The organism is Streptomyces sp. ITFR-21, from assembly GCF_031844685.1.
Classification (GTDB): domain Bacteria; phylum Actinomycetota; class Actinomycetes; order Streptomycetales; family Streptomycetaceae; genus Actinacidiphila.
Genome location: NZ_CP134605.1, coordinates 2,640,084 through 2,657,884 on the forward strand (window position 1 = coordinate 2,640,084; position 17,801 = coordinate 2,657,884).

The window sequence follows — 17,801 nt, forward strand, 5'->3', positions numbered from 1 at the left end:
GACGGCAAGAGCTGATCGGCGATTCGCCGTGCGCACAGCGATCGCCGAGGGACGTCCATTTCCCCAACAGGAGTAGGCCCATCGATGAAATCGAACATCCGTGGCGTGCCTCGTTGGCGTGCCATTTCCACGTCGATCGCCTCGGTCGTACTGATCGCGGGCACCGCCGTCGCGGTCACCCCGACGCAGGCGAACGCGATCGCCACCGCCGTGCCGCTCGGTACCGCCGACAGCTTCGCGGTGCTGGCCGGCCAGTCGGTGACCAACACGGGCCCGTCGGTGATCACCGGTGACCTGGGCGTGAGTCCGGGGACGGCGATCAGCGGTTTCCCGCCCGGCCAGGTGAACGGGACGACCCACTCCGCCGACGCGGTGGCGCTCCAGGCCCAGACCGACCTGACCACGGCGTACGACAACGCCGCCGGCCAGGCGCCGGACGCCAGCATCTCCGGCGACCTCGGCGGTCTGACGCTGGCGCCCGGCGTCTACAACGCGGCGTCCTCGATCGGTCTCACCGGCACCCTCACGCTGGACGCCGCCGGTGACCCGAACGCGGTCTGGGTCTTCCAGATCGGCTCGACGCTGACCACCGCGAGCGCCAGCCGGGTACTGCTCGTCAACGGTGCCTCGCCGTGCAACGTCTTCTGGCAGATCGGCAGTTCGGCCACCCTCGGCACCGACACCACGTTCATCGGCACCATCATGGCGCTGACCTCGACCGGGCTGAACACCGGCGCGTCCATCACGGGCCGCGCCCTGGCCCGCAACGGCTCGGTGACGCTGGACACCAACGCCATCACCCGGCCCACGTGCGGCGGCGCGACCACCGGCGGCACCACGACCGGCGGGACGACGGGCACCACCACCACGGGCGGCACCACCGGTGCCACCACGACCGGCGGCACGACCGGCGGCACGACCGGCGGCACGACGGGGACCACGACCTCCGGAACGACCACGGGCGGCACCACCGGCGGCCTCCTCGGCGGCCTCCTCGGCGGTGTGATCACCGGCGGGACCACCACCGGCGGCCTCCTCGGCGGGATCACCACAGGCGGTACCACCACCGGCACGACGGGCGGCACCACCACCGGCGGCACCACCGGTGCCACCACGACCGGCGGGACCACCATCGGGGGCACCACCATCGGCGGGATCACCGGCGGCGGCCACGGCTGCGCGTACTGCGCGCCGCACCCCAAGCCCCACCCCAAGCCGCACAAGCCGGTGAAGAAGGACTGCGACGAGAAGCCGCACCAGCCGGCCCCGTCGTACGGCCGCAGCGACGAGGACAGCGCCTACGCGCAGCACGGCGACGAGCGGAAGCAGCAGTACGAGGTGCCGGTCCAGCAGTACTGAGACCGGCGGGCACCACCGGCGGCGTGCGGCGGAGGACCATCCGCCGCACGCCGCCCGGCGTCCGGCGTCCGGCCCGAGTGCGGCCGGCGCGCGAAGTCCAGCGGAAGAGTCGTGAAAGGAGGGGCCGGAATGGAATCGACTGGCCCGACAGACCTGCTGCGGGGCAGCGGCGGACCGGCGCGGCCGACAGGGCCGGGCGACCGGGTCCGGCCGGGCACCCCGGACGGCGCCGCGCCCGAGCCGCCCACCGCGGGCCCGGACCGTCCGCCGCCCGACATCCCCGGCGGGCCCGCGGAGCCGCCGGCGCCGCTACGGCACGCGAGCAGAGTCGGCGCGGCCGTCCTGGTGGTGGTCGCCCTGATCCACGTGTTCCTCCTTTTCCTGCACGTGGCACCGGCGAACCAGCTCTCGCAGCGCTACGCGCGGCAGATCCAGGGCTGGGTCTACCCGTTCTTCGAGCAGAACTGGCGGCTGTTCGCCCCCGACCCGGAGTCGGCGCAGCCGCAGGTCTCGGTACGCGCGGTACGCACCTCGGCCGGCGGCGCGCGGCAGGTCGGCGACTGGCTCGACCTGACCGCGATCGACAACGCCGCCGTCCGGCACGACCCCTTCCCGAGCCACACCGCGCAGAACATGCTGCGCCGGGCGTGGACCGGCTACCTCGAGTCCCACGGCACCGGCGACATCGCCTACTCCGACCGCGCCGTCATGTGGCAGGAGTACCTGCGGAACATCGCCGTGGACCGGCTCACCGCGGCCCGCCCCGGTACGTACGCCGGGATCCAGCTCCGGGTGCGCACCACCCCGGTGGCCGGATACGACGCGACAGGCCACCGGCTGCGCACCCCGCCGACGGCCGTCCAGACCCGGGTGCTGCCCTGGTGGAAGGTGACCAGCCATGACCACTGACCAGCCGTCGACCGCCGTGCCCACCGCGGCCGGCCGCCCCCACGCGACCACCGGAGGGACCACGGGAGGGACCATCGGCGCCGGAAGCGCCGCCGGGACCGGCGCCACGGCCGCGCCCCCCGCCGCGCGGGCCCCGTACTCCCGGCTGGACCGCCTGTTCACCGCGCTCACCCGGCACCCGTTCTCCCTCTACGGGGCCGCGACGCTGCGGATCGGCTACGGGCTGTGCTATCTCGCCTTCCTGCTGCGGGAGTTCCCGCACCGGGAGGAGATCTGGGGCCCCGACGCGCCCTGGACCCCGGCGCTGGCCCGCGCGCTGTTCCGGGAGACCGGCTGGTTCAGCTTCCTGACGCTGTCGGACGGCAGGGCGTACTTCAACGTCTGCTACGTGTTCGCGCTCGCCGTCTGCGCGCTGTTCCTGCTCGGCTGGCGGACCCGGCTGACCTCGGTGCTGTTCGCGGTCGTGGTCGCGGCCTTCCACGCGCGGGCCGTCTTCATGACCGACGGCGGGGACAACCTTCTGCTGCTGATGTCCATCTACCTCACCGGGACCGCCTGCGGCCGCCGCTGGTCCCTGGACGCCCGCAGAAAGGCTCGCCGGGCCCGTACCGGCGCGGCCGACCGCTGGGCGCTGTCCCGGGCGTCGAGCGACCTGTGGTGCCGGCTCGCCGAGGTCCGTACGTCCTTGGTGACCACGGCGCACAACTGCGCGATGTTCGTCATCGCCGCCCAGGTCTGCCTGCTCTACGGCTCGGCCGGCCTGTACAAGGTGCAGGGCGGCACCTGGCAGAACGGCACCGCGCTGCACTACGTGGTGAACCTCGACCTCTTCCGGCCCTGGCCGGCGCTGTCCACCCTGGTCGACGGCTACCCGCTGTTCATCGCGGTCTCCAGCTACCTGGCCGTCCTGATCCAGGTGGCCTTCCCGTTCGCCCTGTTCAGCCGGCTCAAGTACGTCCTGCTGGCCCTGCTGCTCGGCATGCACCTGGGCATCGCCGTGCTGATGGGCCTCCCGGTGTTCTCCGGGGCGATGATCATCGCCGACGCGGCGTTCATCCCGGACCGCTTCTACCGTGCCGCCGCCGACGGCTGCCGCCGCGCCGCCGGCCGCTTGCGGCGGCGGCCGCTCGCGCCCCGCGCGGCCGTCGTCCCGGCCCAGCCGCGCGAGGCCGAACCGGTCCGTTGAGCCGCGGGGCCGGACACCGGCCCGCGGGCCGCCCGCGCGGACGCGGCGGCGGGCGGGCCGGTGCCGGTCCGCGGGCGGGCCGCGGGGATCAGGACTGACGGCCCGCGGGATGCAGGGGGCTGATGCCGACCACCAGGCGGAAGCCGCCGAAGAGGCGGCGGCGCCGCTTGCGTACGACCATCCGCTGCGCCGGCAGGAGCAAATCCTCCAGGGCGCGGGCGGCCAGCGCGTAGGCGACGCCCTCCCGGCCGACGACCTCGACCCAGCGGTCCCCCACCCTGGTGAGGGCGGCCCCCTCGGCCCGGCGGTCCAGCGGCTCGGTGTGGCAGACGGCGCAGTCGGCGGCCGACGCGGCGTTCACGTAGTCGCACCGGTCGCACCGCCAGCGGGAGGTCAGCCCCCGGAGTCTTTTTTTCGGAGCAGCGAACCCCGCAGCGCTCCTTCCGTCCCGGCGCCGGGCGGCGTCTCGTCCTTGCCGTGGGCGATGGCCAGTCCCCTGCCGCGCAGCACACCCACCGCGCCCGCCGCGGCCGCCGGAGACGACGGGGCGGGAGCCGGGCTCGGCCCGGAGCCGTCCATCTTCCGCAGCAGCTTCAGCGACTGCTGGACCTCCTTGACGGTGGGCCGGTCCGCCGCGGCCCGGGAGAGCATCCGCCCGATCAGCTCCGCGACCGCCTTGTCCAGTTCGGCGGAGACGGGGGGCATTTTGAGGGTGCCGCCGTTGTCGACCGCCTCGGCGATGTACCCGCCGCCGGTGACGGTGGGCAGCTTTCCGGTGAGGTACTGGCTGAACAGCAGTCCGGCGGCGAAGATGTCGGACGGCAGGCCGAGGGCCTCCTTGGGGCCGTTCCCGGTGACGTACGCCATCATCTCCGGCGAGTAGTACACCGGGTCGCCGACGATCTCGTCGACCTCGGGCACGTCGCCGACGTGGAAGCAGTTGTCGAAGTCGATCAGCTTGGTGGTGAACCGGTCGGGTCCGGTCTGTTTGATGAGCACGTTCGCCGGCTTCAGGTCGCCGTGCACCAGGCTGTTGACGTGCAGCAGGCCGATGCTGTGGGCCACGCTCATCATCAGCAGCAGCCTGCGGTCCACGGGCTGGGCCGCGATCGACTCCGGCGGCAGCTCGACGGCGTCCACCCGGTCGGTGACCTTGAAGTAGTGCGCGCCGTACCGGAAGAACTCCCGGGCGACGACGAGGTTGCCGCCCTCGCTGCTGAGCGGGGACAGCAGCCGGTCGATCGTCATGTGGTGCGCCTCGAACCGCTCGCAGCGCAACCGCTTCTTCGCCTTGCCCGCGGCGCTGCCGGGACCGTCCTCCAGCGGATAGGTGGGGGCGAGGAACTGCTTGATGAAGTACGACGTGCCGTCGCGCTCCGCGAAGGTCCACTGGCTCTGGCCGCCGCCCGCCGTGGAGAACGGTGCCTCCAGGCGGTACGGGCCGATGTGCGTCTCCGTCACGGTCGGCCTTCCCTGTATCCGGTGCTGTGTCCGATGTCGGAGCCGGGAGCGGCACCGGGACCGTAGCCGGGATGCGGTCCCGGGCCTGGCCCGGGGCCGTAGCCCGGCCGCGGATCCGGACCGTAGCCGGGATCCGGACCGTAGCCGGGATCCGGACCGTAGCCGGGATCCGGAACCGGACCCGGACCGTAGACCCGGCCCGAAGCGGAACCCGGACCGTGGTCCGGACCCGGACCCGGACCTGGAGCCGAACCGTAGTCCGGACCCGGACCCGGACCCGGACCGTAGTCCGGAGCCGGAGCCGGAGCCGGAGCCGGGCCGGCGTCGGCGGCCGGGGCGCGGCCGGAGCCGCCGCCCGCGCCCCGCGCCGGGGGCCCCACCCGCTGCGCCGGCTTCCCCAAAAGGTGCTCGTGGTTGGCGCGGTAGCGCGCCCACAGGGTCAGCCGCGCCTCGGCGAGACCGCGCTGCGCCTCGGCCAGCGCGACGTTGAGGCGGTCGAGCTCCTGCCGGTACGCCTCCATTTCGGCGGCCTTCTGCAGCAGCCTCCGCTCCCGCTCGGCGACGGCATGGTGTCGGCCGGCCGACTCCGGGTCGGGCCACCCGCACCCGACCACGGCGAGCGTGGCGTCGTCACCGGTGACCTCGCCGATGGCGGCGGTGAGCCGTTCCTCCCAGGTCCGGCCGTCGGAGGTGTCCATGAGCGTCCTCAGCAGCAGGAGCTCGAAGTGGGCCGGCGACTGGAGGTAGCCGAAGCAGCCGTCGGTCGCGGCCAGGAAGAGGCAGGGACCGGCCGGCAGCCACACCCGCCGGTGGTTGAGGTGGAAACGGCCGTCGGCGGACAGCAGGTTGGACATGGGGGAGTCCTCGAGCAGGTTGGCCATCGCGTCTCCCCCCGACTTCAGGTCGTCCTGGGTGAGCTGCTGGAGGCCGTACTGCGGGGTGAACACGTAGACCCGGGAGTCGCCGGCCCAGACCGCGTCCAGCACCAGGTGGTGCGGCGTGGCGCGCAGGACGCCGAAGGCCAGGGTGGTCGGCAGCGGCCGGATGAGCTTGCTCCGCAGGTTGCCCGACGAGGGCGTGGCCGCGGTGCCGGAGTCGCTCAGAGCGTGCCGGATCTCCCGGTCCAGGTGCGCCACGAACGCGTCGAGCGCCAGGTCCGCCTCCTGGCCGGACATCTCCGCCGCCGGGTGGAAGACCGGGCCCGCCGCGCCGAGGTACTGGTCGACCTGGGCTTGTACGGCGGACAGCGCCAGCCGGGAGGCGACGTACGCGGAGCTGCGCCGCCCGTCCTTGGTCTCCACCGGCGTGCTGCCGGCCCCGCCCAGGCCGTCGCAGACGCCGACCACGCCGACCAGGGTGTCCGGGTAGTCGAAGGTCCGGGCCAGCGCGGGGGCGTCCTCGCCCTGGCCCGGCACCTTCTCGAGGCTCATCTGCGCGACGAAGCTCCGGACGGCCGGCTTCCGGACCTCGTTCGGCGCCGGCCGCCGGAGGTCGACCGGTACGGGCTGCGGGCCGTCGTCCGGCGCGGCCTGCCAATCGGCCGACTGCTGCTGCTGCGGAGCCGGCGGCTGCGGCGGGTAGCCGGCCGGCGGGCCCAGGTACCCGTGGCCGGGCGGGCGGCCGTCCGCCGGGGGGCTCCCCTCGTTCACCATGGCCCGCACCTCGTCGAAGCCCAAAGGGTCTCCCATACCGGCGGCCGTCAGACGCTCTGGGCGATGGTGTCGATGATCGTGCCGTAGTCGACGTCGGACAGGCCGCGCCCGGCCTTGGACGTGTAGTGGACGGCGTTGTCCCAGTGCAGCCCCATGTCCGTCCAGGCGTAGGCGTCGGGGGCGTAGATGATGAGCCGCTTGGCGGCCAGGTCCATCAGGTCCTGGCCCTCCCACAGGTCGGTGAGGGCGTCGAAGTCCGCGGGCATGCCGGAGGGGTAGACACTCGGCTTGGCGCCCTTGTTCTTCTCCAGCGGGTGCGCGCTGGCGTCGGTCCAGACGATGATCACCTGGCGGCGCTTGCTGCCGGCCTTGGTCCAGTCCGAGCGCATGGCGAGGACCAGCGCCTCCAGGCCGTTCTCCGGCTCGTCGCCGCCGCCGGTGGGCACCAGCGCGCTGACGAAGTCCGCGTAGGCGGGCTGCTGGGCGGGCAGTTCGAAGAAGTCCGAGGTCTCCATGGACTGGTCGCCGTCGGCGTAGTAGTCGCGGAAGGCGACCACGCGCACCCGCAGCGAGTCGATCTGCTTGTCCTTGGCGCGCATCGCGGCGGTCAGGTCCTCGTGGAATCGCAGCGCGTTGCTTTTCACCTCGTCGAGAATTCCGTGCATACTGCCGGTCACATCGATAACCAGCGCGATGTCGACCTCATAGGTGAATCCCTGCATCTCGGCCCCCAAAGTCCGGGGTCACGGCCGGGCTCCCCTGCCCGGGATCCGCCCCCGACCGGGACGGTAGCAGCCGCCGTCCGCAGGTGCGCGTGAATTCGGCGGAACCCATTGCGAGTTACGCAACCGGACGCCTTATGGGCACAACAATGCCCCGGTCGGGAAATGCGGCCGGTTCGGTCAGGCGTCCGCGCCGAGGATCGCGTCCCGCCGGTCGGACCAGGTCAGCGAGTCGCGGATGCCCGCCTCGACCGACAGTTCCGGGCGCCAGCCGAGCAGGCGGGCGGCGCGCTCGCCGCGGGCGAACGCGCCGGCGCTGTCCCCGGGGCGGCGGCCGGCCTCGACGACGGGCAGCGGACGGCCGGTGACCGCGGCGAAGGCGTCCAGGAGTTCCCGTACGGTGGTGCCGGTGCCGGTGCCGAGGTTGATGGCCTCGTAGGTCTTCGGCCCGGTGGCCGGCAGCACCGTGTCGAACCGGCGCAGCGCCCGGACGTGGGCGCGGGCGAGGTCCCAGACGTGGATGTAGTCGCGGATGCCGGAGCCGTCGCGGGTCGGCCAGTCGACCCCGGTGACCTGGAATTCCTCGCCGGTGCGCGCGACCTCGATCATCTTGCCCAGCGCGTGGGTGGGCCTGCGCACCTGCAGGCCGGTGCGCATCCGAGGGTCGGCGCCGATGGGGTTGAAGTACCGCAGCGAGACGACGCGCAGTTCGCCGGTGGAGCTGATGTCCTCCAGCGCCGTCTCGAACAGGGCCTTGGTCCGCGCGTAGGGGCTCAGCGGCGCGAGCGGGGACGACTCGTCCACCGCGAAGTCCTCGCCCGCCGCGTAGATGGAGGCCGAGGAGCTGAACAGCAGCCGCCCGCAGCCGTTGCGCACGACGTGGCCGAGGAACTCGATGCCCTTGGCGACGTTCTCGGTGTAGTAGCGCAGCGGCTGCGCCACGGACTCGGGGACGACGATCAGCGCCGCGCAGTCGACGACGGCCTCGATCTGCGGGTGCTCGGCGAAGATCCGGTCGACCAGTGCGCCGTCCGCGATGTCCCCCTCGTAGAAGGTGCGCCCCGCGGTGAACTCCTTGCGCCCGGTGACCAGATTGTCGAGCACGACGGGCTCGATGCCGTCGTCCGAGCAGGCGGACGCGATGGTGCTGCCGATGAATCCGGCGCCGCCCGCGATGAGAACCTTCACCTTGATCATCCTTTGTTTCGGAGGTGCCGGCCGCGAGGCTCCTCGTCGGGGCCGCCGCGAGGCGGCCGCGGAGCGGCCCCGGGCCGGCTCGACCTTACCGCCGCCTCCCGCCGCGGCCGGGGACCGCCGCGACCGGGGACCGCCGCGCGGGCCCGCCCGCGCCGGTCAGCTGTCCTGCAGCCCCTGTTCGCGCCGGCGCCGCTCGACGGCCTCCCACCCGGGCGTCCTCACGCAGCCTGCCGCAGGCCCGGTTGCGGCGGACCAGCAGGAACGCGCCGACGACGGCGGCGATCAACAGGACGACGAGCAGCAGCGTCCACGGCACGGCCCAGCCGTGCGCGGTGGCCCGGACCGCCTTGAGCGGGGTGGTGGAGCCGGACGCGTCGGTGAGCAGGGGCGTCAGGGGCGTCAGGGGCGTCAGGGGCGTCAGGGGCACGGTCGCGGCCAGGGTGACGCCGGGCGCCACACCGTGCACGGGCACCTTCACCTTCCAGCTCCCGCCCGGCAGCAGCTCGGGCGGCGCGGGGATGTCGCCCGCGTCGGCCCGCAGCCAGCCGAACGGGCCGGAGACCGACACCTTCTGGCCGGCCGACAGGATGGCGTTGCCGGTGTTGTGGATCGTGTAGGTGACGGTGGCGTCGCCGGTGCCGAACGGGTTGAGGGTGCCGGAGTAGTCCGCGTGGAGATGCCCGACGGCCAGGGCCGGCGCGAGTTCGCCGGCGACCCGGAGCTTGACCCGGATACCGAGGCGCCGGTCCGCGTTGATATGCCCTCGGCGTCGTCGGCCTGCTGCAGCGAGGTGAGGATGCCGTCGACGTAGTCGCCGGGCGTGGCGCGGTTGGCGACGGTCATGGTGTCCTTGACCCGGCCGCCGGGGTTGACGTCGTAGGTGAAGCTGGACCGGTCGGCGCCGTACCCGTTCGCGGCCGTCCTGACCGTCCAGGTGACGTCGCCGTCGGCCGCCAGGGCCGACCCGGTGCTCAGGCCGGTGATCGCGAGGGCCGTCAGCAGGGCCAGCACGACGGTACGGACGAGGGCGGAGGTGGTGGGGCGCGTGACGAGCGCGTGCATCGCGGTTTCTCCTGGAGCGAGAGGCGGGACAGGCCACCGGAGGTCGCCTGCCCCCACCAGGGTGGAACGGGTCCGATCAGCTGCTCAGTGCGGTGACCGTGAGAGTGGCGCGGCAGGCGCCCTTTCCGACGCTGTCCGGGAGCTTCAGATCCAGGTCGGCGCCGAGCTCGGCGGTACCCCGGGCGTGGCCCTGGTCGGCCGAGCCGAGACCGCGGGAGACGGAAGGGCCCTGTCCGTTGTCGTCGTATGCCGAGGCCACCGGGCTGCCGGCCTTGGCGCCCGCGCCGTTCTGGTACACCTGCGGCGTCCAGCCGAGGTAGCCACCGGGGAACGACTTGTCGGCGTCCTTGAAGTCGCTCACGCTGGCCGAGATCGACCACGGGCAGAGCGAACGCCGGCTGTCGGAGACGGCGATGGGGTTGATCTCACCGGTCACCTCGAAGTGGTCGCCGCCCTGCTCCTGCGCGGTGCCGAGGTCCACCAGGCCGTTGTAGCCGTCGATCGCCCAGCCGAACCCACCGGGGGCCGCGTCCGGCACGCTGACCTGGAGGTCCTGGTTCTCCACCGAGTTGTACCAGTAGCCGTCCGGGTTCAGCGGGTCGGCGCCGTTGCCCGCGCCGCTGGTGCCGCTGGTGTCCGGCGCCGTGATGGCGTAGTACTTCGAGCCCGAGGAGGAGTCCGCCGTCACGTAGAGGACGCCGCCGGGGCCGGCGTACACGTCGGCGGCACCGGGCCGCTCGTCCGGGGGGGGCGTCGCGGCCGTGCTCAGCGACCTGACCGGGATAGTCCTCTGGCTCGACGATGTCTGGGGGCTGTCGTGGGGATCTCCGTGGGTGGCGGAGCGGGGTCCGGTGCGTGCGGCCGCGAGGCCGGGGAGGGAGGCGACGTGGTGTGCCGCCGACCGACGGGAACACGGCGGGTGTGCGGGCCGGGGCCCGCGACGCCGCCGAGATCCACCCGGCAGACCCCAGGCCCGGCGGGCGCGGGGCGGGCGCGGGCCGAGCCGGGGCCGGGCGGGGCCGAGCCGGAGCCGGGCGGAGCCGGGGCCGGGGCCGGCGGAACGGCCGCACGCGTCCCGCCGGTCCTGTGGCGCCGGGGCCGCCGCGTCAGCGCGACGGCGCCGGCACGGTCGTCAACGCGGCTGCTTCAGTGCGGCGGTGAAGCCGGTGACCGGGCGTTCCTGCGGCTCGCCGTCGACGGTGATGTCCACCGCCTCGTTGTAGAACGCGATCAGACCGCGTACGGACCCGACCGCGGGAAGCGGCTCGGGGTAGCTCCAGGCGATGTCGGGCGGGACGTCCGGGCCGGCGGCGGTCAGCGACCAGTACTCCGCGGTCCCCTTGTAGGGGCAGCCGGTGCTCAGGTCCGTGGGGGTGAACAGGTCCAGGCGTACGTCCTCGGGCGGGATGTAGTACCGGACCGGCAGCCGGGTCTCGAAGACCAGCACGGGCCGGCGGGTCTCGGCGACGAGCACGCCGTCGATCTCCACCCGTACGTGGCGGGTGCTCGCGATGGCGTCGACCCGCTTGTACGGGTCGCGGGGGTGCACGAAGATCTCCTCGTCCTCCTCGTACCAGTGGTCGAGCCCGCGGCCCGCCCGCCGGAACCACTCGAAGGAGATGTAGCCGGACAGCTCCGGCACCGGGAACGTCCAGGCGGCGTTGGCGACGGTCTCGCCGTCCAGCACCAGGTCGTAGAAGGTCTCGGAGCCGGTGTGCGCCCCCGTGTCGGGGTCGGCCGCCGGGTGCAGCAGTCCGGCGCGGACGTCCTCGCGGGGGAAGGCGTAGAGCGGCACGGCCTGCCCCGGCTCCCACACCAGGACCGGCCGGCGGCTGTCGACGACGGTGGTGCCGCCCTTGGCGCCGCGGACCCGGCGCTCGCTCGGCTCCCAGGTGAGGGCGTCCTCCTGCGGCGGATGCCGGCGCTCGACGGCGACGGTCCGCGCCCCGGCGGCCGCACCGGCCGCGTCCCCGGCCCCGGGTGCCGTACTCATCGGGCCAGCTCCGCGACGTACGGGCGGCCCTCGCGCCAGGCCGCCACCTGGTCGGGACGCCCGAAGACCTTGAGGTACTCCTGGACGTTGGTCGACGCCCGCTCCCAGACCGAGACGGGCTCGAAGTCCGAGTCGTCGGGGTCGGCGAAGGGCGGCAGCGGTTCCACCACGGTGTCCAGGCTCGGGAAGAGGAACACCCCCGAGGAGCGGCGGGTCACCGTGCCGCCGGCCACCACCCGGTGGCGGCCCGGACGCAGCCGCCCCTCGGTCCAGTTGGCCAGCAGCGAGCCGGTGAACACCTGGAGCGCGCCGGGCCGGATCGGCACCGGCAGCCAGGTGCCGTCGGGGCGCTGCCCCTGGAGCCCGGCGTAGTCGCCCTCCTGGTGCAGCACCGTCACCACCGAGCCGTCGGCGTGCTCCAGCAGCAGCAGCTTCTCCCCGGGGGCGGGGGTGTCGCCGGAGGCGTCGGCGGGGGTGTCGGCGTGCGTCCAGGTCGGGTAGTCGTTGACCACGAAGGTGGAGAAGCCGTCGTCGCCGAGCGGGAAGGTCGCGGCGGGCACCCCGAGGACCTTCGCGTAGAGGGCGACGACCTTGCGGCCCACCTCGGTGGCGGCGTCGCGGTAGCGGAAGGCGGCGTCGCGCAGTCCGGGCTCCTGCTCCGGCCACACGTTCACATGGGCGAAGAGGGTGGCCTGTTCGGGGGTGAGGCCCGCGGCGAGCGCGTCCTCGGCGTTGTCGTACTGGCCGATGTTGATGCGCTCCAGCTCCAGCCGGCCGAAGTCGTCCGGCCACTGGCGCCAGCCGCGGTAGGGGTGCCCGGTGGGGCTGGCCAGCTTCTCCTTCTCCTCGCGCGGCAGGGCCAGCACCCGGCCGGCGCTCTGGTGGAAGTCGTCGATGAGCTGCTGCGGCACGCCGTGGTTGACGACCTGGATGATGCCGATCTGCTCGGCGGCGGCGCGCACGGCGGCGAGCAGCTCCTCGGGGGCGTCGTCGCTCAGGGCGAGCTGAAGGTCGACGACGGGGATCTCTACGGTCATGGTGCGGTCTCCTGTGCGGTGGTGGGACGGGACGGGCGGTCGGGGACGGGGTGGAGAGAGCCGGGTCGAGCCGGCCGCAAACGGGCTCGGCGCGTGGTGATCGGCTGGAGGGGGTGTTGGTACGGGCTCGGGCGGGTCAGGGCAGCAGGCCGCGGAGCAGTGCGGCGAGGGCCGCGGGGCCGGGTTCCACGGTGACGGCCTCACCGGTGGGCACCTCGCCGGTGAAGCGGGCGACGGCCTTGTCGTCCAGCGGGCCGCCCTGCGTACGGACCAGCAGCGGGGAGGGCGCGGCGGCGAGTCGGGCCCAGAGGGCCTCGTCGTCGAGGTCGGTGGGCGCGCCGTCGGGGAGCGCGCCCAGGTGGTGCCGCCAGGTCCACCGCCCGTCGTCGCCCTGGGTCGTCTCCTGCCGGGCGGTCCGCGCGTCGGGGCGGCCGGCGGACCCGGCGCCGGGATCCGTACCGGGACCGGCACCGGCACCGGCACGGGTGCGGGCGGTCAGCCAGGCGTGGGCCTCGTCCTGGTCGGCGAAGTCGGGGCTGGGGGTCGGCCAGGGCCGGTCCGCGGCGGCGGGCGACCCGGGGAGGGTGTCGACCAGGACGAGCCGGCCGAGCCGGGCCGGCGCCTTGGCGGTGGCCGCGACGGCGACGAGCGCGCCGAGCCCCCGGCCCACCACGGGGACGTCCGCGGGGGCGAAGGAGTGCGCGGCCTCGGCGACGGAGGCCGCCAGCCGCCGCGGCCGGTAGTCGCCGCGCCCGCGCCAGGTGGAGCGGCCGTGCCCCGGCAGGTCCACCGCGACGGCCGGGCGGCCGAGGGCGGTCAGCACGTCGTCCCAGGTCCGCGCGCTGGCTCCGGCCTCGTGCAGCAGCAGGACGCGAGGGGCCCCGGTGTGCCAGAACACGCCGCTGACGTGGCCGCCCGAGGGGATGGTGAGCCAGCGGCGCTGGACCACCGGCGGCGCGGCGCCCGCCGGAAGGCCGGCGAGCAGGTCGGCGAACTCGATCGGTGTCGCGTCGGTGAGGGGGTGGGACATGGAACTCCTCAGGGGGTGCGAGGTGGCGGCGGGGCGTGGCGGCCCGGCCCGGCCGAAGGCCGGCGTCGGCGGGAGGCCGGCGTCGGCGGGAGGCCGGCGTCAGCGTCAGCGTCAGCGTCAGCGTCAGCGTCAGCGTCAGCGGGAGGCTCGGGCATCGGCTGGGGATGGAAGGCGGGGCGGGGACGGGGAGGCGGGCCCGGACCGCTCCCGGTGGGGTCACGGGCCGGGGCGGGGGACGACCGCGGGTCCGGCGCCGCCGGGGCCGGCACCGGCGACGGCCGCCGACTCCGTCCGCCAGACGGGGAGTTCGGCGACCTCCAGGTGGCAGCGCACGACATGGCCGGGACCCACCGCGCGGTCCGGCGGCGCGGTCTCGGCGCACAGTCCGTCGATACGTGACCGGCAGCGGTCGGCGAACCGGCAGCCGTCGGCCGCCGGCACCGGGCCCGGTGGTGCGGACGCGGTGTCCGCGGGGCCCGGCACCCGGGAGGCCGCGGCGACCAGGACCGCCGTGTAGGGGTGCGAGGGGCCGTGCAGCACGGCGGCGGCCGGGCCGTTTTCCACGACCTGTCCCCGGTACATCACCGCGATCCGGTCGGCCAGATACCCCACGACCGCGAGGTCGTGGGAGATGAACAGGTACGAGGTGCCGGTGGAGTCGCGCTGCTCGGCGAGCAGTTCCACCACCGACGCCTGCACGCTCGCGTCCAGCGAGGACACCGGCTCGTCACAGACGACGAGTTCGGGGGCGCCGGCGAAGCTGCGGGCGATGGCCACCCGCTGCTTCTGCCCGCCGGAGAGCTTGTCGGGCCTGCGGTCGAGCAGGTCCGGGTCGATCCGGGTGCGTTCGGTCAGCCGGTCGAGCGGGCCGGGGCCTTCGGGGCCGGCCAGCGTGGTCAGCGCCCGGGTGAGCACGGTCCGCACGGTGTGGCTGGGGTTCAAGGTGGCGTCCGGGTTCTGGAAGACCATCTGCACCCGGCGCAGGTCCGCCGGGCTGCGCCGGGCCACCGTCGGCGCCAGTTCCCGCCCGTGCAGCCGCAGTTCGCCGGGCCCGCCGGGGCCCAGTCCGGCCACCGCGCGGGCCAGCGTGGTCTTGCCGCTGCCGGACTCCCCGACCAGGCCCAGCACTTCACCCTGGCGGACCGTCAGGTCGACGTGGTCGACGGCGACCGTGTGCCCGTAGGACCGTACGAGGCCGCGTACGTCGAGCAGCACCGGCCGCTCGCCGCCGGCCGCCGGGGTCGCCGCGGCCGGCGGCGCGGTGGCGGACTCCGGTCCGGGGCCGGGGTGCAGGCAGCGTACGAGGCGGCCCGGCACCGCGTCCGGGTCGAGCGCGGGCTCCGCGGCCCGGCAGGCGTCCGTCGCACGGGGGCAGCGCGGCGCGAAGGAGCAGCCGGGTCCGGCGCCGCCGAGCAGCGGCAGCCGGCCGGGGATCGGTCGCAGCGGCCGGTCCGCGCGGCTGACGCCGAGCCGGGGCACGGCGGCGAGCAGCGCGGCGGTGTAGGGGTGCGCGGGCCCGTCCAGCACCGGGCGTACGTCGCCGGCCTCGACGAGCCGGCCGGCGTAGAGCACCCCGACGCGGTCGCACAGCCTGCCGACCAGTCCCAGGTCGTGGCTGACGAAGACCACCGCGGCCCGCAGTTCGCTGCGCAACTCGGCCAGCAGGGACAGGACTTCGTGCTCCACGGAGGCGTCCAGACCCGTGGTCGGCTCGTCCAGGACGAGCAGCTGTGGCTGGACGGCGAGGGCGGCGGCGATGCCGACGCGCTGCTGCTGGCCGCCGGAGAGCTGGTGCGGGTAGCGGCGTACCAGTGACCGCGGGTCGGGCAGCCTGACCTGGTGCAGCAGTTCGACGGTGCGGGCCGCCGCCCGGGCCCGGCTGAGCCCGCGCTGCCGCAGGATCTCGCCGAGCTGGGCGCCGATCCGCATGGTGGGGTCGAGCGAGCCGGCCGCGTCCTGGTGCACGAACGCCAGTGCGCCGGAGCGCCAGCGGCGCAGCGCCCGCGCGTCCAGGTCCAGCACCGGCGTACCGCCCACCAGGACCGAACCGCCCAGCACCCGCCCGCCGGGGGCGAGATGCCGCGCCAGGGCGTACGCCAGGGTGGACTTGCCGCAGCCGGACTCGCCCACCAGGCCGAAGATCTCGCCGGGCGCGACGGAGAAGCTGATGTCGTGCAGGACCTGGGCGGGGCCGTCGGGGGTGTCGTAGGCGACGCTCAGCCCGGTGACGTCGAGCCCGGCGGCAGCGGAGCCGGCCGGACCCGGTCCGGCGGCCTCCACCCCGGCCGGGCCCGGTCCGGCAGCCGCCGGGCCGCCCCCGTTGCCGTTCGGTCCGCTCATCGGGGGCTCGCCGCCTTCCGGCCGGGGGTGTCGGACCTGTTCCTGAGCGTGTCGGCGGCCAGTGCCACGCCCACCACCAGCGAGGCGATCGCCAGCGCCGGGGAGAGCACCGTCCAGGGCGCGTTCTGCAGCCAGACCCGGTTGTCGTTGATGGACGCCCCCCACTCGGGCGAGCCGGGCGGCTGGCCGAGGCCGAGGAAGGAGAGCGTCGCGGCGGCGAACACCGCGTCGCCGAGCCGCGAGGTGGCCTCGACCAGCACCGTGCCGCGGACGTTGGGCAGGATCTCGCGCAGCAGCAGCGACCACCCGGGCTCGCCGCGCAGCCGGGCCGCGGCCACGTACGGCTTCTCCCGCTCGACCAGCGTCGCGGCCCGCACACTGCGGGCGACCAGCGGGACGAAGGTCACGGCGATGACCACCAGCACGACCGTCACCGAGTGGCCGAGCAGGGCCACGAAGAGCACCGTGGCGATGATCGCGGGGAAGACCGCGACCGCGTCCACGAACCGCATCGCCACCTCGTCGAACCAGCCGCCGCGCGCACCCACCGTCAGGCCCAGCGCGGTGCCGGCGACCACGGCCAGCGCGGTCGCGGCGGGCGCCACCTCCAGCACCGGCCGGGACCCGGCCAGCATCCGGGACAGCACGTCCCGCCCGAACTGGTCGGTGCCCAGCCAGTGCGCGCCGCTGGGCCCGAGGAAGCGGTCCTGCGGGACCTGGGCGTCGGGCGCGTACGGCACCAGTTGCGGCCACGCCAGCGCCACCACCGCCCACAGCGCGACGACGACCCCGCCGGCGAGCAGCGGCAGCGGCGGCCGGCGGCGCCCGGCCGGCGCCCGCCGGACCGGCACCGGTACGGGCGCCGCCGCGGGTTCCAGCGCGGTCATGCCGTCTCCCCCAGCCGTACCCGCGGGTCGAGCAGCCGGTAGGCGATGTCGGCCAGCAGCACCACCAGCATGTAGAGCACGCCCAGCACCATCGCAGTGGCCTGAAGGGTGGGCAGGTCCTTGTCGGTGGCGGACTGGAGCAGCAGAGCGCCGACCCCGGGGTAGTTGAAGAGCAGCTCGACGACGACGATCCCGCCCATCAGGTACTGCAGCTGCACGCCGAGCGCGCTGGTGGCCGGGACGAGCGCGTTGCGCAGCACGTGCCGCAGCACCACCTGCCGGCCGCTGAAGCCGCGCAGCCGGGCGGCCCTGACGTGCGGGCTGCCCAGCACCGCTATGGTGCCGGCCCGTACGTGCCGGGAGACGTAGCCGAGGCAGACCAGCACCAGGGCGGCCGTCGGCAGCGCGAAGTGCTGGAGGGTGGCCCACAGGCCGCCGTGCCCGGGGTCGGTCTGCGCGGAGGCCGGCAGCCAGTGCGCCCGCACCGAGAAGACCAGCAGCAGCACGATCCCGGTGACGAACTCCGGTGTGGCGCCCAGCGCCAGGCCCGCGGTGCTGATCACCCGGTCCAGCGGCCGGCCGTGCCGCAGCCCGGCCAGCACGCCGAGGCCGAGCGCGACCGGCACCAGCACCGCGAACGCGGTGAGCGCCAGCGGCAGCGAGTGGCCGAGCCGGCCGAGCAGCAGCCCGCGTACGGGGGTGTGCAAGGTGTACGAGGTACCCCAGTCGCCGCTGAGGAAGCGGCCGAGCCAGTGTCCGTACTGCGTCACCAGCGGCTGGTCCAGGCCCAGTTGGCGGTCCAACCGGCGTACGGACGCGTCGCTGGCCTCGCGGCCGAGGACGACCCGGCCGACGTCGCCCGGCAGTACCTGGGTGGCGGCGAACACCACGAAGGACAGCACCAGGAGGGTCACCGGGATCGCCGCCAGCCTGCGCAGCAGGAAGTGCCTCATCGGTCGCCCCCGC

The 17,801-nt window shown here is 74.5% G+C and carries 15 protein-coding genes and 1 pseudogene; 3 read left to right on the top strand and 13 right to left on the bottom strand.

Annotated elements, in window-relative coordinates; translation table 11 throughout:
* Nucleotides 1-84: 84 nt before the first annotated feature.
* The 3 genes from RLT57_RS11585 to RLT57_RS11595 all read left to right on the top strand — a co-directional run bounded on the left by RLT57_RS11585 (nucleotide 85) and on the right by RLT57_RS11595 (nucleotide 3,454).
* Nucleotides 85-1,359, top strand: coding sequence for an ice-binding family protein (locus RLT57_RS11585; RefSeq protein ID WP_311297308.1), 1,275 nt, complete (start codon nucleotides 85-87; stop codon nucleotides 1,357-1,359).
* 129 nt (nucleotides 1,360-1,488) lie between these two features.
* Nucleotides 1,489-2,268 (top strand): DUF5819 family protein, encoded by a 780-nt coding sequence (locus RLT57_RS11590; protein WP_311297309.1) that lies wholly within the window; start codon nucleotides 1,489-1,491, stop codon nucleotides 2,266-2,268.
* Nucleotides 2,258-3,454, top strand: coding sequence for an HTTM domain-containing protein (locus tag RLT57_RS11595; protein ID WP_311297310.1), 1,197 nt, complete (start codon nucleotides 2,258-2,260; stop codon nucleotides 3,452-3,454). Before RLT57_RS11590 ends, RLT57_RS11595 begins: the two co-directional genes overlap by 11 nt.
* A gap of 88 nt (nucleotides 3,455-3,542) precedes the next feature.
* Here the strand turns inward: RLT57_RS11595 and RLT57_RS11600 are convergent, their stop codons facing one another.
* The 13 genes and pseudogenes from RLT57_RS11600 to RLT57_RS11660 form a co-directional block, all read right to left on the bottom strand.
* Nucleotides 3,543-3,815: a hypothetical protein gene (locus RLT57_RS11600; protein ID WP_311297311.1), complete on the bottom strand. Its 273-nt coding sequence runs from the start codon at nucleotides 3,813-3,815 to the stop codon at nucleotides 3,543-3,545.
* Between the two features lie 32 nt (nucleotides 3,816-3,847).
* Entirely contained in the window at nucleotides 3,848-4,915 is a 1,068-nt protein-coding gene (locus RLT57_RS11605) for a protein kinase domain-containing protein (RefSeq protein ID WP_311297312.1), read from the bottom strand.
* Nucleotides 4,912-6,603, bottom strand: coding sequence for a hypothetical protein (locus RLT57_RS11610; protein WP_311297313.1), 1,692 nt, complete (start codon nucleotides 6,601-6,603; stop codon nucleotides 4,912-4,914). Before RLT57_RS11610 ends, RLT57_RS11605 begins: the two co-directional genes overlap by 4 nt.
* 11 nt (nucleotides 6,604-6,614) lie before the next feature.
* Nucleotides 6,615-7,289 carry a vWA domain-containing protein gene (locus tag RLT57_RS11615; RefSeq protein WP_311297314.1) on the bottom strand — a complete coding sequence of 225 codons (675 nt, stop codon included), beginning with the start codon at nucleotides 7,287-7,289 and terminating at the stop codon, nucleotides 6,615-6,617.
* A gap of 180 nt (nucleotides 7,290-7,469) precedes the next feature.
* A complete protein-coding gene (gene galE, locus RLT57_RS11620; RefSeq protein ID WP_311297315.1) occupies nucleotides 7,470-8,477 on the bottom strand; it encodes a UDP-glucose 4-epimerase GalE in 1,008 nt (335 codons plus the stop codon).
* A 94-nt stretch (nucleotides 8,478-8,571) separates the two neighbouring features.
* Nucleotides 8,572-9,054, bottom strand: a complete 483-nt coding sequence (locus RLT57_RS11625) for a hypothetical protein (RefSeq protein WP_311297316.1) — start codon at nucleotides 9,052-9,054, stop codon at nucleotides 8,572-8,574.
* A gap of 570 nt (nucleotides 9,055-9,624) precedes the next feature.
* Nucleotides 9,625-10,293 (bottom strand): annotated as a pseudogene (locus RLT57_RS11630) (metallophosphoesterase); the annotation flags it as partial.
* Nucleotides 10,294-10,680: 387 nt separating this feature from the next.
* Nucleotides 10,681-11,541, bottom strand: a complete 861-nt coding sequence (locus RLT57_RS11635) for a DUF427 domain-containing protein (RefSeq protein WP_311297317.1) — start codon at nucleotides 11,539-11,541, stop codon at nucleotides 10,681-10,683.
* A complete protein-coding gene (locus RLT57_RS11640; protein WP_311297318.1) occupies nucleotides 11,538-12,578 on the bottom strand; it encodes a 2-oxoglutarate and iron-dependent oxygenase domain-containing protein in 1,041 nt (346 codons plus the stop codon). Before RLT57_RS11640 ends, RLT57_RS11635 begins: the two co-directional genes overlap by 4 nt.
* 136 nt (nucleotides 12,579-12,714) lie before the next feature.
* Entirely contained in the window at nucleotides 12,715-13,608 is an 894-nt protein-coding gene (locus RLT57_RS11645) for an alpha/beta fold hydrolase (protein ID WP_311297319.1), read from the bottom strand.
* Between the two features lie 216 nt (nucleotides 13,609-13,824).
* Nucleotides 13,825-15,948 carry an ABC transporter ATP-binding protein gene (locus tag RLT57_RS11650; RefSeq protein ID WP_311297320.1) on the bottom strand — a complete coding sequence of 708 codons (2,124 nt, stop codon included), beginning with the start codon at nucleotides 15,946-15,948 and terminating at the stop codon, nucleotides 13,825-13,827.
* A complete protein-coding gene (locus RLT57_RS11655; protein ID WP_311297321.1) occupies nucleotides 15,945-16,835 on the bottom strand; it encodes an ABC transporter permease in 891 nt (296 codons plus the stop codon). The genes RLT57_RS11650 and RLT57_RS11655 overlap by 4 nt, the downstream gene beginning before the upstream one ends.
* Nucleotides 16,832-17,788: an ABC transporter permease gene (locus RLT57_RS11660; RefSeq protein WP_311297322.1), complete on the bottom strand. Its 957-nt coding sequence runs from the start codon at nucleotides 17,786-17,788 to the stop codon at nucleotides 16,832-16,834. The genes RLT57_RS11655 and RLT57_RS11660 overlap by 4 nt, the downstream gene beginning before the upstream one ends.
* Between the last annotated feature and the right edge of the window lie 13 nt (nucleotides 17,789-17,801).

Excerpts from the sequence above, each read along its gene's own strand:
- RLT57_RS11585 (WP_311297308.1), top strand. The coding sequence starts at position 85 with ATGAAATCGAACATCCGTGGCGTGCCTCGTTGGCGTGCCATTTCCACG.
- RLT57_RS11590 (WP_311297309.1), top strand. The coding sequence starts at position 1,489 with ATGGAATCGACTGGCCCGACAGACCTGCTGCGGGGCAGCGGCGGACCG.
- RLT57_RS11595 (WP_311297310.1), top strand. The coding sequence starts at position 2,258 with ATGACCACTGACCAGCCGTCGACCGCCGTGCCCACCGCGGCCGGCCGC.
- RLT57_RS11610 (WP_311297313.1), bottom strand. The coding sequence starts at position 6,603 with ATGGGAGACCCTTTGGGCTTCGACGAGGTGCGGGCCATGGTGAACGAG.
- RLT57_RS11615 (WP_311297314.1), bottom strand. The coding sequence starts at position 7,289 with ATGCAGGGATTCACCTATGAGGTCGACATCGCGCTGGTTATCGATGTG.
- RLT57_RS11635 (WP_311297317.1), bottom strand. The coding sequence starts at position 11,541 with ATGAGTACGGCACCCGGGGCCGGGGACGCGGCCGGTGCGGCCGCCGGG.
- RLT57_RS11640 (WP_311297318.1), bottom strand. The coding sequence starts at position 12,578 with ATGACCGTAGAGATCCCCGTCGTCGACCTTCAGCTCGCCCTGAGCGAC.
- RLT57_RS11645 (WP_311297319.1), bottom strand. The coding sequence starts at position 13,608 with ATGTCCCACCCCCTCACCGACGCGACACCGATCGAGTTCGCCGACCTG.
- RLT57_RS11650 (WP_311297320.1), bottom strand. The coding sequence starts at position 15,948 with ATGAGCGGACCGAACGGCAACGGGGGCGGCCCGGCGGCTGCCGGACCG.
- RLT57_RS11655 (WP_311297321.1), bottom strand. The coding sequence starts at position 16,835 with ATGACCGCGCTGGAACCCGCGGCGGCGCCCGTACCGGTGCCGGTCCGG.
- RLT57_RS11660 (WP_311297322.1), bottom strand. The coding sequence starts at position 17,788 with ATGAGGCACTTCCTGCTGCGCAGGCTGGCGGCGATCCCGGTGACCCTC.